This is a genomic window from Nocardioides sp. Arc9.136 (genome assembly GCF_030506255.1).
In the GTDB taxonomy this organism is placed as follows: domain Bacteria; phylum Actinomycetota; class Actinomycetes; order Propionibacteriales; family Nocardioidaceae; genus Nocardioides.
The window spans coordinates 216,851-227,819 of record NZ_CP113431.1 but is presented as its reverse complement, the minus strand read 5'-3'; the positions used below and the strand labels follow the sequence as shown (position 1 = coordinate 227,819).

Sequence of the window (10,969 nt, the reverse complement as noted above, 5' to 3'; positions counted from 1 at the left end):
GATGCGGGGCCGCCGGTCAGGCGTCGTACGGCGGCGGCTCGCCGCCGGCCGCGGCGGACCGGTAGGCCGCCTCGACGACGGCCATGGTCCGGAAGACGTCCTCGACCGAGGTCGGCAGCGAGGGGATCGACCCCTCGAGGTGGCGCTGCAGGACCGACATGGACCCGATGAAGGCGTCGGGGAACCACGAGCCCTCGAACGGCACCGGCCGCCAGCCCTCGTCGAGCCGGTCGTCGGTGACCACCTCGAGCAGGTCCTCGCCCCCGCGGGGGTAGTCCAGGAGCAGGCCGAGCTGCGCGCGGACCGCTCCGCGCGTGCCCTCCCACTTCACGAACGACTCCTCGTGGCGCTCGCCGAAGTGGTGGTCGTGGTTGGTCGAGACGACCACGCGCACCGGCCGGTCGCCGTAGTGCAGGGCGATGTCCGAGCGGCTGTTGGCGTGCGACTTCCCCGGGTGGCGCACGGTGACGGCCGAGACGCCGGTCGGGTCGCCGAGGAAGGAGCGGACCAGGTCGAGGTAGTGGACGCTGTGCATGTTGATCTCGAGCCGGTCGAGGTCGAGGACGTAGGGGAACATCTCCCACGGCGTGTTGACCGAGACCCGGACCTCGAGGTCGTAGAGCTCGCCGATCGTGCCGGCCGCGACCAGCTCGCGCGCGGCCGCGACGTACGGCGCGAAGCGCAGCTGGGTGTTGACCGCGGCGACCAGGCCCTTGCGGCGGCAGACCTGGCGGGTCCGCACGCCGTCGGGCAGGTGGTTGCCGAGCGGCTTCTGCAGGAGCACGGCGGCGCCGTCCGGGAGCTGCTCGAGCACCTCGACGTGCGCCTCGGGCGGCAGGGCCACGTCGAACACCGCGTCGGCCGGCGCGGCTGCGACGGCGGCTGCGACGTCGTCGTACGTCGCCGGCACGCCGTGCTGCGCGGCGAGCTCCTCGGCCCGCTCGAGCCGGAGGTCGGTGATGCTGGCGACGTCGAAGCCGGCCTTGGCGTACGCCGGCAGGTGGGCGTCCCGCACGATGCCGCCGGCGCCCAGGACCACGATCGGTCGCGGGTGGTCGGGCAGCGCGAGGGTGTAGCCCGGGTGGGGGTCCAGCTCGGGCAGCCGGCTGGGCTCCATCAGCCCTTCACCGCCCCGACCGTCTCCCCGCGGATCAGGAACTTCTGCGCGCCGAGGAAGACGGCGAGCAGCGGCAGCATGGAGATGAAGGTGGCCAGGGCCAGCTGCGGCATGTAGAGCTTGACGTCGAGGCCGGCCGCGACGGTGGGGTTGAACAGCGGGCTGGCGCCGATGAGCTGCTGCAGGCCGATGGAGACCGTCTGGTTGTCCTGGACCGAGGAGAGCAGGGCGAGCGGCAGGAAGAAGTTGGTCCAGTTGGCGACGAAGGCGAAGAACGTGACCAGGACGGCCGCCTGCTTGGAGATCGGCAGGCCGATCCGCCAGAAGATCGCCGTCTCGGTGAGCCCGTCGATGCGCGCGGCCTCGACCAGCTCGCGCGGCATGGTCGTCATGAAGTGGATGTAGGAGAGGTACACGCCGAAGGGGAAGAAGCCCATGATCAGCGCCACCGGCCACAGCTCCCCGACCGCTCCCACGGCGTTGACCTCGAGGAAGAGCGGGATGACCAGCACGGTGTTCGGCATGACCATCGTGACGAGCGTGACCAGCAGGACCGCGCGGCGCAGGCGGAAGCGCAGCCGGGCCATCGCGTAGCCGGCCGGGAGCGCGGCCAGGACGGCGAGGACCGCACCGCCGCCGGCCACCACCAGGGAGTTGAGCATCCAGCGGGTGAAGAGCCCGCCGTCGGGACCGAAGCCGTTGACCTGCGACCAGCTGTAGCGGGCGTTGTCCAGCGACACGTCGCCCAGGCCGAGGAAGCCGCCGTCGCCGGCGGCGACCCCGTCGTTGGAGCGGAACGCCATGGCGATGAACCCGAGGACCGGGAGCGCGAAGATCGCGGCGACGAACAGCATGGTCACCACGCGGGCCAGCCGGCCGGCGCTCCAGGTCTCGACGCCGCGCGGGCGACCGCCGTTCCGGGTGGGCCGGTCCACCGGGGGCCGGACTGCGACCTGCGTCATCAGTGCTCCTCCTCGCCGAAGAGACCGCTGCGGAAGACGATGAGGAGACCGATCACGAGGGTGATCACGAGGAGGATCAACGACATCGCGGCCGCGGCGGGGAAGTTGTAGTTGCTGAAGGCGAACGCGTAGCCCAGCTGGGTGGGCGTCCACTGGTCGGGCAGCGCGTTGCTGGAGACCTGGTCGAGCAACTGCGGCTCGAGGAACAGCTGGAACCCGTAGGCCAGGTTCATCAGCGCGGCGTAGCCGATCCAGGGCTTGATGATCGGGAGCTTGACGTGCCAGGCGAGCTGCCAGGCGTTCGCGCCGTCGAGGCTGGCCGCCTCCAGCGTCTCCTCGGAGATGCCGTTGAGGCCGCCGTTGACCACGATGATCCAGGAGCCGACGCCCTGGAAGAACATCATCGCGGTGAGGATGAAGGGCAGGTGCCCGGGCGTGGCCACGGCCTGCTTGATCGTCTCGATGCCCAGCGCGTTCCAGAAGCCCTCGATCGGCGACTGGGCGGGGTTGAGCAGGTAGACCCAGAGGACGAAGTTCGCGATGCCGGCCAGCGCGCCGGGGATGTAGTAGACGAAGCGCATCGTCGAGCCGAACCGGCCCGGGCTGGCGTGGATCAGCAGGGCCAGGCCGACGATGCCGAGCATCATGATCGGCAGCCAGACCACGAGCGTGGCGAAGACGTTGGTGAAGGTGTCGAGGAACCGGTAGTCGGTGAAGACGGTCTTGAAGCTGTCGACGCCCCCGAAGCCCGTGGTCGGGTCGAGCGGCGTGGGCGAGCGCTCGAGCGAGGTCTTCACGGCGTACCCGACCGGGATGATGCCGCCGATCATCAGCAGCACGACGTACGGCGCCATGAGCGTCCAGGCGCCCCGGGTCTCGCTCGGCCGCGACACCCGTCGGGTGCGTGGGCGCTTGGCCGGTGGGGTCGGCGCAGGGGCGCCGGCCGCCCGCTCCTCGGTGAGCGCGGTCGTCATGCTGGGGTCTCCTCGCGTGGTCGTGCGGGCGCTGCCCGGCGGGCGGGCCGGGGCTGCGGGGTCTCCGCCGCCCCGGTCCGCCCGGGTGAGGTCACTTGACCGTGTAGCCCATGGCCTTGGCCTGGTTCAGCAGCTCGGTTCCGAAGTCGCTCCAGGCGGCGTCGAGCGGCTGGCCGTCGACGAGGGCGGGCGCGATCGTCTCGGTCCAGACGCTGCCGGTGTTGTAGAGCATGTAGGCGTGGTCCGGCTTGACGTGGCTGATGGCCGCCTTCATGGCCTCGAACGTCGTGTCGTTGTCGGCGAAGTACTTCGCCTCCGCCTGCTTCTCGGCCCAGGCGTCCTGGACCGGCCCGTACGCCGGGAGGCCGGTGGAGAGCTCGACCTGCCAGGCCGGGTCGGTGGCCACGAAGCGGGCGAACTCCAGGGTGTTCTCCAGCTGCTTGCCCTTGATGTGGGACGAGACGCCCCACAGGCCGCCGCCCTCGTTGCCGGTGGACGGCGAGTCCTCACCCTCCCAGGCCAGCGGCTCGACTGCGGTCATCTCGCCGGCCGGGATCTTCCAGGTGGTGCGGAAGAGGTAGTCGCCCCACCAGGCGGCACCGGGGCTCATGACCAGGTCCTTGCCGACACTCGCGGCGTCGGCGTCGAAGATGCCGAGCGGGGAGGCCGCGTCGGCCTCGACCATCGTGGTGAGCAGGTCCTTGGCGCGGACGCAGGTCGGGTCGTCGAGGTCGATGACGACCTCGGTCTCCGACTGGCGGGCGTTGGTCGGGCAGCCGGAGGCCCACAGGTAGCGGTCGGGGGCGTAGGCGTCACCGGTGAAGCCGCTGATCTTGCCCGGGTGCTCCTCGGCGATCTGCACGGCCAGGTCGCCGTACTCCTCCCACGTGGTGGGGACCTCGTAGCCGTTCTGCTCGAAGAACTTCGCGTTGTACCAGAACACGTCCGGGGCGGCGTCGTTGCGCAGGCAGCGGATCTCCCCGTCGATCGCGCAGGGGGCGATGACCGCCTCGTCGTAGCCCTCGATGACGTCGGGCAGCAGCTCGGTGAGGTCGGCGGCGTAGTCGATCTGGGCGCCGCTCGCCCAGGCGATGTCGTCGTTGGAGGGGAAGAAGATCGCGTCGGGCCAGCCCTTGCCGGCCTGGTTGAACTGCGCGAACTGCTGCTGGAGCGACTTGCCGCCCACGGTGCCGTCGATCTGGTTGATCGTGATGTCGATGTCCGGGTGGGCCTTTTCGAAGGCCTCGGCCGCCGGCACGCGCGGCGGGTCGACCCACACCGTGATCGCGCCGCCGGAGTCGGTCTGCGAGTCGGCGGCGGACGCGCCGCCTCCGTCGCCGTCGCCGCCGCCGCATGCGGCGAGCAGCGAGAGCGCGGCCAGCAGGGAGACAGCTCCCGCAGCACGCTTCTTCCCGAGACGAGCACCGGGTGACTTCATGGGCCTTGCTCCTTCGCGATTTCGGGGGACTCCGCGCGCTCGGGGCGACGTGACGTCCGCAACTGCTCAAACGTTAGACCTGACACATTCGGTTGGTCAATCGTTTGACGTGATCGCGTTCACTCCGGGACCGGCGCCGCTGATCGAAACGTTTCAAGAGCGATCCGTCAAGGGCTCCGTCGGAGCGCGCCCGTCTGGACCAGACTCTCCGGGCGACGGTCCGGGGTCGCCTCCGAGGGCTCGGGCGAGGACCGGGGACGGGACCGGGGACGGGACCGGCGCGTCAGGCCGGCGGTGCGGTGGACTCGCGCACGACCAGCTCGGGCGCGGGGTCGGTGATCGTCGCGTCGACCATCTCGCCGTGCTCGATGCGCGCGATGACGCTGCGGACCGCGGTCCGGCCCATCGCGTAGAACTGCATGCGCACCGCGGTCAGCGGCGGCCAGGTGTTCTCCGCGGTCCAGGAGTCGTGCACGCAGACCACGGAGAGGTCGCGCGGCACCGCGATCCCGGCAGCACGCGCCTCGGCGAGCATGCCGACCGCGGCGTTGACGTTCGCGGCGACCACGGCGGTCGGCCTGGGCTCGAGCGCCAGCAGGCGGCGCAGCGCCGTGCGCCCGTTCTCCGCGGTGTAGCCCAGCCGGGTCTCGTAGCCGCGGGGGACCGCGAGGCCCGCCGCCGTCATCGCGGCCTTGTAGCCGACCCGTCGGCGCTTGGCCGTGAACGAGCGCGGCAGCCCGTTGGCGAAGGCGATCCGCTCGTGCCCGAGGGAGAGCAGGTGCTCGGTCGCGATCCGGGCGCCGGTCTCGTCGTCGAGCGCCACCGAGCCGACGTGGCCCGGGTAGGCCGAGTTGATCAGCACGATCGGCGCCTGCGAGGCGAGCAGCTCCCCGAGGCCGGCCGGCGGGACGCCGTCCCCGACCTGGACGACCATGCCGTCGACCCGGCCCTCCCCGATCAGCCGCGCGATCACCTCGCCGCCCGGGCGCACGTCGTCGGAGCGACCAAGGAGCACGGTGTACTTCCGCTCGGCCGCCTCGTCCTCGGCGCCGTGCATCAGCTCGGTGAACAGCGCGTTCGTGAGGTCGGGGACGACCAGGCCGATGACCTGGGTGCGCGCGGACTTCAGGGCACGGCCGGCGAAGTTCGGCCGGTAGTGCAGCTCCTTGGCCGCGTCGAGGATGCGCTGGCGCGTCCCCTCGCTGACCCTGGCGGAGGGTGCGTCGCTGAGCACCCGGGACACCGCGGAGATCGACACGCCGGCACGCGCGGCGACGTCGCCCAGGGTGGCCATGGATCGCACCCTACTGCCGCCCGCGACGCCGATCGCCGGCTTCGGCGAGCTCTCCGGGCCGGCCGGGGTCGCGGGTGTCGCCCGTCGACCGGGCCCGTCCACGCGCGTGCCGCCTAGCCGTCGCCGTGCGCGGCGAAGGGGTCGGCGAAGGGGTCGGCGCCGTCGGCGAGACGACCCTGGGCCCCGAGGCGGGGTGCCGCGCGCCCGGAGGTCAGCACCTCGCCGTCGATCCGGATCGGGCTGCGCGTGGTGGTGAGCCGCACGGGCTCGCCGCCGGGCTCGGCCGGCGGCCGCTCCACCACCTGGGTCATGCCCACCGCCTCGAAGGCAGGGTGCTCGATGAGCTGCTCGAGGGTGAGCACCGGCGCGCACCACACATCGGCGGCGTCGAGCACCTCCAGCCACCGGCGCGTCGGCGCGGTCCGCAGCCGGTCGGCGAGGAGCCGCTCGATGCGCGCGCGGTCGTCCCACCACGCGGCCGGGTCGGCGCGCGCGGCCAGCTCCTCGACCCCCAGCAGCCGGCCGAGCCGGTCGACCGGCGCCATCGCGATCGCGAGGTGGCCGTCGGCGGTCGGGTAGAGGCCGTACGGCGCCGGGAGGTAGCCGTGCGCCGAGTGCGGCCCGCGGCCCGAGGCAAGCGCCGGGTCGTTGAGCCGGGCGGTGAGGAGCTCGACCTGCAGGTCCAGGACCCCCTCGAGCAGGCTGGTCTCCACCAGGCCGCCGCGACCGGTCCGCGCCTTGCGGACCAGCAGCGCGGTCACGCCCTCGGCGATGTGGCAGCTCATCAGGTGGTCGGCGATCGCGAGCCCGACGGGCACCGGTCGGTCGCCGGTCGCGGTGACCCACGGCAGGGCCGCGACCGACTGGGCGAGCAGGTCCTGGCCGGGACGGCCGGCCCACGGGCCGTCGGCGCCGTACCCCGACGCACTGGCGTAGACCAGCCCGGGGTTCAGCGCCATCGCGGCGGCGGGATCGAGGCCGATCCGCTCCATCACGCCCGGACGGAAGTTCTGGATGAGCACGTCGGCCCGCGCGACGAGCGCCTTGACCCGGGCCAGGTCGCCGGGGTCCTTGAGGTCGGCCACGACCGCCTCCTTGCCACGGTTCATCGCGTGGAAGGACAGCGTGTCGCCGTCCTTCCAGCGGCCGGCGAAGGCGAGGGTCCGGCCGATCTCGCCGGTCACCGGCCTCTCCACCTTGATCACCCGCGCGCCGAGGTCGGCCAGGCGCAGCGCCGCCACCGGGCCGGCCAGGAACTGGCTGAAGTCGAGGACCGTCGTGCCCGCGAGGGGGAGGTCGTCCGGCTCGAGCACGACACCTCCTCCACCGCCGCGTCCCTTGACACGTGCTCAATCGTTTGCGCAACAATAGGCCCCCTGCCGCGTCCGGGGCAACCGCTTCCGCCAGACCCGCGGCCTCACCCCCAGGAGCAGCATGCTGACCGCGGCGTACGTCGGAGACCGGACCATGACCGTCGAAGAGGCGGAGCCCGCACCCCCGGGTCCGGGCGAGGTGCAGGTCGAGGTGGCGTACGTCGGCATCTGCGGCACCGACCTGCACATCCTGCACGGGTCGATGGACGCCCGGGTCTCGATGCCCGCGGTCATCGGCCACGAGATGTCCGGGCGGGTCGCCGCCGTCGGCGAGGGCGTCACCGGGTGGGCCACGGGCGACCCGGTGACGGTCATGCCGCTGGACTGGGACGGCACCTGCCCCGCCTGCCGGGCCGGGCACCAGCACGTCTGCCAGAACCTCGACTTCGTCGGGATCGACTCCCCCGGCGCCCTGCAGGGGCGTTGGAACCTCCGTGCCGACCTCCTCGTGCCGCTGCCGCGGGAGCTCTCCCTCGAGCACGCCGCCCTGGTGGAGCCGGTGGCCGTCGCGGTGCACGACGTACGCCGCTCCGGGCTCGGCGCCGGCGACCGCGTCGTCGTGCTCGGCGGAGGTCCGATCGGTGTCCTCATCGGCATCGTCGCCCGCCACGCCGGCGCGGAGGTGCTCGTCTCCGAGCCCGACCCGGGCCGGCGCGCGCTGGTCGAGGGGCTCGGGCTGGAGACGCTCGACCCGACGGCGGCCGACCTCGTCGGCGCCGTCGACGAGCGGACCGGTGGAGCCGGCGCCGACGTGGTGTTCGAGGTGTCCGGTGCCGCACCCGCCGTCCTCGCCGCCACCTCGGTCGCCAAGGTGCGCGGCACGGTCGTCGTGGTGGCGATCCACCCGCGGCCGGTCCCGGTGGACCTCCAGCGCGTCTTCTGGCGCGAGCTGCGCCTGCTCGGCGCGCGCGTCTACGAGCGGACCGACTTCGAGCGCGCCGTGGAGCTCCTGGCCGCCGGGGTCGTGCCGGCCGCGGGCCTGGTCACCGAGGTCGTCGGCATCAGCCGCGTCGCCGACGCGTTCGCCGCGCTGGAGTCCGGCCAGGCCATGAAGGTCCTCGTCGACTGCCAGGAGGCCGGCGCATGAGCACCGGTCCCTTCGACCTCACCGGCCGCCTGGCGGTCGTCACCGGCGCCCGCCGCGGCATCGGCCGGGCGATGGCCGAGGCCCTCGCCGCGGCCGGGGCCGACGTCATCGGGGTGAGCGCCCAGCTGGAGGAGGACCCGCAGGCCTCCGAGGTGGGCCGGGCCGTGACCGCGGCCGGTCGCCGCTTCGAGGCGGTCCGCTGCGACTTCGCCGACGCCGCGGCCGTCGAGGACCTCGGTCGCCGGCTCGCGGAGCGGGCACCCGACATCCTCGTCAACAACGCCGGCACCATCCGCCGCCAGCCGGCGGTGGAGCACGCCCGCGAGCTCTGGGACGAGGTGCTGCAGGTCAACCTCAGCTCGCAGTTCGCGCTGACCCAGGCCCTCGCCGGCCCGATGCTCGAGCGGGGCTCGGGGAAGGTGGTCTTCACCGCCTCGCTCCTGAGCTTCCAGGGCGGCATCAACGTCCCCGGCTACACCGCCTCGAAGTCCGGCGTCGCCGGGCTCACCAAGGCGCTCGCCAACGAGTGGGCCGGACGCGGGGTGAACGTCAACGCGATCGCGCCGGGCTACATCGCGACCGACAACACCCAGGCCCTCCAGGACGACCCCGACCGCTCGCGGTCGATCCTCGAGCGGATCCCGGCGGGTCGCTGGGGCCGGGCCGACGACCTCGCCGGCGCCACCGTCTTCCTGTGCAGCCGCGCCTCCGACTACGTCGACGGGATCGTGCTCCCCGTCGACGGCGGCTGGCTGGGGCGGTGACCGGCTTCCGCGACCTGCTCGCCCGCGACCGGGTGCTGCCGGTGGTGACCCCCGCGTCGGTGGACGACGCGCTCGCCGCCGTCGACCGGCTCGGGGCGACCGGCACCGGGACCCTCGAGGTGGCGCTGCGCACGGGCGTGGCCGAGGCGGCGCTCGCGCGGGCCGCCGGCGGTCCGGTGCTCGCGGGCGCCGGGACCGTGCTGGTGCCCGAGCAGGTGGACCGCGTCGTCGACGCGGGCGCCGCCTTCGTCGTCACGCCCGGGTTCAGCGCCCCGGTGGTCGAGCGCTGCCTCGCCCTCGGCGTCCCGGTCCTGCCGGGCGTCGCGACGCCCGGCGAGGTGATGGCCGCGCTCTCCCTCGGCCTCGACCTGGTCAAGCTCTTCCCGGCGCGCGAGCTGGGCGGGCCGGCCATGGTCCGCGCGCTCGCCGGGCCGTTCCCCGGGCTGCGCCTGGTCCCGAGCGGCGGGGTCACCGCAGCGTCGGCCGCGGAGTACCTCGCGCTCGACGCCGTCCTCGCCGTGAGCGGCAGCTGGCTCCTGGCGGACGCCTCGTGACGCCCCGGTCCGGCTCGTCCGTGGTGACGCTCGGGGAGACCATGGCGCTGGCCAGCTCGTCGACCGCGCTCCCGCACGCGGCGGCGCTCGAGCTGGGGATCGGCGGCGCGGAGAGCAACGTCGCGATCGGCGTACGCCGCCTGGGGGCCGCCGCCACCTGGGTCGGCCGGGTCGGTGACGACCCGCTGGGCGCCCGCGTGCTCCGCGAGCTGCGCGCCGAGGGCGTCGACCTCGCGGCGGTGCGCGACCCCGACGCGCCGACCGGGCTGATGGTCAAGGAGCGACGGTCCGCGGTGTCCTCGAGCGTCTGGTACTACCGCGCCGGCAGCGCCGGCAGCCGGCTCTCGCCCGCGGACCTGCCGCCGGGCCTGGTCGCCGGCGCCGACGTGCTGCACCTGACCGGCATCACCCCGGGCCTGTCCGCCTCGGCGGCCGCAGCCGTGGACGCCGCGCTGGCCGAGGCCGTGGCGGCCGGGGTCCCGGTCTCCTTCGACGTCAACCACCGCGACGGGGTCTGGCGCGGGCGCGACCCGCGCGCGTCGTACGCGTCCCTCGCCCGCGCCGCCTCGGTCGTCTTCGCCGGGGAGGACGAGACGCGGCTGCTCACCGGTACCTCGGCCACCGACCCGGCCGACCTGCTCGACGCCCTGGCCGAGGCGTCGGGCGGCGACGCGGTGCTCAAGCTCGGGGAGCGCGGCTGCGCGGCCGTGGTCGGCGGCGAGCGGCTGGTGGTGCCGGCGGTGGCGGTGCCGGTCGTGGACACGGTAGGGGCGGGCGACGCGTTCGTGGCCGGCTACCTCGCCGACCTGGTGGCCGGCCTGCCGGCCGCCGACCGGCTGCGGACGGCCGTGCGGTGCGGGGCGTTCGCGTGCACGAGCCCCGGTGACTGGGAGGGGCTGCCGACCCGCGACGACCTCGGCCTGCTCGACGGCGGGGAGGCGGTCCGGCGCTGAGGCCGGTCGCCGCGGGTCAGCGGTGGGCGCGGAAGAAGTCCTCGAGCAGGGCGGCCGACTCCTCGGCGAGGACGCCCCCGACGACCTCGGGGCGGTGGTTGAGCCGGCGGTCGCGGACGACGTCCCAGAGGCTGCCGACCGCGCCGGCCTTGGGGTCCCAGGCGCCGAGGACGATCCGCTCGACGCGGGCGAGGACGGCCGCGCCGGCGCACATGGTGCAGGGCTCGAGGGTGACCACCAGCGTGCAGCCGTCCAGCCGCCACTCGCCGCGGGCACGGGCGGCCTCGCGCAGCGCGACCACCTCGGCGTGGCCGGTCGGGTCGGCGTCGGCCTCCCGCACGTTGCGACCCGTGCCGACCACCGCGCCGGAGGGGTCGAGGACGACCGCGCCGATCGGTACGTCGCCGGTGGCCAGCGCGGCGCGCGCCTCGGCCAGGGCGGCGAGCATGGGCC

Annotated in this window: 11 protein-coding genes; 4 read left to right on the top strand and 7 right to left on the bottom strand. The window is 74.0% G+C overall.

The window, feature by feature from the left end; translation table 11 throughout:
* Positions 1-16: 16 nt before the first annotated feature.
* The 6 genes from OSR43_RS01105 to OSR43_RS01080 form a co-directional block, all read right to left on the bottom strand.
* Positions 17-1,117, bottom strand: a complete 1,101-nt coding sequence (locus tag OSR43_RS01105) for a Gfo/Idh/MocA family protein (protein WP_302269096.1) — start codon at positions 1,115-1,117, stop codon at positions 17-19.
* On the bottom strand, positions 1,117-2,079 hold the full coding sequence (locus OSR43_RS01100; RefSeq protein ID WP_302269095.1) for a carbohydrate ABC transporter permease: 963 nt from the start codon (positions 2,077-2,079) through the stop codon (positions 1,117-1,119). Before OSR43_RS01100 ends, OSR43_RS01105 begins: the two co-directional genes overlap by 1 nt.
* Positions 2,079-3,053, bottom strand: a complete 975-nt coding sequence (locus OSR43_RS01095) for a carbohydrate ABC transporter permease (protein ID WP_302269094.1) — start codon at positions 3,051-3,053, stop codon at positions 2,079-2,081. Before OSR43_RS01095 ends, OSR43_RS01100 begins: the two co-directional genes overlap by 1 nt.
* 91 nt (positions 3,054-3,144) lie before the next feature.
* Entirely contained in the window at positions 3,145-4,491 is a 1,347-nt protein-coding gene (locus OSR43_RS01090; RefSeq protein WP_302269093.1) for an ABC transporter substrate-binding protein, read from the bottom strand.
* Between the two features lie 283 nt (positions 4,492-4,774).
* A complete protein-coding gene (locus OSR43_RS01085; protein WP_302269092.1) occupies positions 4,775-5,785 on the bottom strand; it encodes a LacI family DNA-binding transcriptional regulator in 1,011 nt (336 codons plus the stop codon).
* Between the two features lie 113 nt (positions 5,786-5,898).
* On the bottom strand, positions 5,899-7,098 hold the full coding sequence (locus OSR43_RS01080; RefSeq protein ID WP_302269091.1) for a CaiB/BaiF CoA-transferase family protein: 1,200 nt from the start codon (positions 7,096-7,098) through the stop codon (positions 5,899-5,901).
* A gap of 154 nt (positions 7,099-7,252) precedes the next feature.
* On the opposite strand from OSR43_RS01080, the gene OSR43_RS01075 reads away from it, so the two are divergent.
* Genes OSR43_RS01075 through OSR43_RS01060 form a run of 4 tightly spaced genes read left to right on the top strand, consistent with a single transcriptional unit; the run spans position 7,253 to position 10,516 of the window.
* Positions 7,253-8,245 (top strand): zinc-binding dehydrogenase, encoded by a 993-nt coding sequence (locus OSR43_RS01075; RefSeq protein ID WP_302269090.1) that lies wholly within the window; start codon positions 7,253-7,255, stop codon positions 8,243-8,245.
* A complete protein-coding gene (locus OSR43_RS01070; RefSeq protein WP_302269089.1) occupies positions 8,242-9,009 on the top strand; it encodes an SDR family oxidoreductase in 768 nt (255 codons plus the stop codon). Before OSR43_RS01075 ends, OSR43_RS01070 begins: the two co-directional genes overlap by 4 nt.
* Positions 9,006-9,563 (top strand): bifunctional 4-hydroxy-2-oxoglutarate aldolase/2-dehydro-3-deoxy-phosphogluconate aldolase, encoded by a 558-nt coding sequence (gene eda / locus OSR43_RS01065; RefSeq protein ID WP_302269087.1) that lies wholly within the window; start codon positions 9,006-9,008, stop codon positions 9,561-9,563. The genes OSR43_RS01070 and eda overlap by 4 nt, the downstream gene beginning before the upstream one ends.
* Positions 9,560-10,516: a sugar kinase gene (locus OSR43_RS01060; protein WP_302269086.1), complete on the top strand. Its 957-nt coding sequence runs from the start codon at positions 9,560-9,562 to the stop codon at positions 10,514-10,516. Before eda ends, OSR43_RS01060 begins: the two co-directional genes overlap by 4 nt.
* Before the next feature lie 16 nt (positions 10,517-10,532).
* On the opposite strand, the gene OSR43_RS01055 is transcribed toward OSR43_RS01060, so the two are convergent.
* Positions 10,533-10,964 (bottom strand): nucleoside deaminase, encoded by a 432-nt coding sequence (locus OSR43_RS01055; RefSeq protein ID WP_302271758.1) that lies wholly within the window; start codon positions 10,962-10,964, stop codon positions 10,533-10,535.
* Positions 10,965-10,969 lie beyond the last annotated feature (5 nt).

What these genes read in the sequence shown, in the direction of transcription:
- OSR43_RS01105 (WP_302269096.1), bottom strand. Translation starts at nt 1,117, where the DNA reads ATGGAGCCCAGCCGGCTGCCCGAGCTGGACCCCCACCCGGGCTACACC.
- OSR43_RS01100 (WP_302269095.1), bottom strand. Translation starts at nt 2,079, where the DNA reads ATGACGCAGGTCGCAGTCCGGCCCCCGGTGGACCGGCCCACCCGGAAC.
- OSR43_RS01095 (WP_302269094.1), bottom strand. Translation starts at nt 3,053, where the DNA reads ATGACGACCGCGCTCACCGAGGAGCGGGCGGCCGGCGCCCCTGCGCCG.
- OSR43_RS01090 (WP_302269093.1), bottom strand. Translation starts at nt 4,491, where the DNA reads ATGAAGTCACCCGGTGCTCGTCTCGGGAAGAAGCGTGCTGCGGGAGCT.
- OSR43_RS01085 (WP_302269092.1), bottom strand. Translation starts at nt 5,785, where the DNA reads ATGGCCACCCTGGGCGACGTCGCCGCGCGTGCCGGCGTGTCGATCTCC.
- OSR43_RS01075 (WP_302269090.1), top strand. Translation starts at nt 7,253, where the DNA reads ATGACCGTCGAAGAGGCGGAGCCCGCACCCCCGGGTCCGGGCGAGGTG.
- OSR43_RS01070 (WP_302269089.1), top strand. Translation starts at nt 8,242, where the DNA reads ATGAGCACCGGTCCCTTCGACCTCACCGGCCGCCTGGCGGTCGTCACC.
- OSR43_RS01055 (WP_302271758.1), bottom strand. Translation starts at nt 10,964, where the DNA reads ATGCTCGCCGCCCTGGCCGAGGCGCGCGCCGCGCTGGCCACCGGCGAC.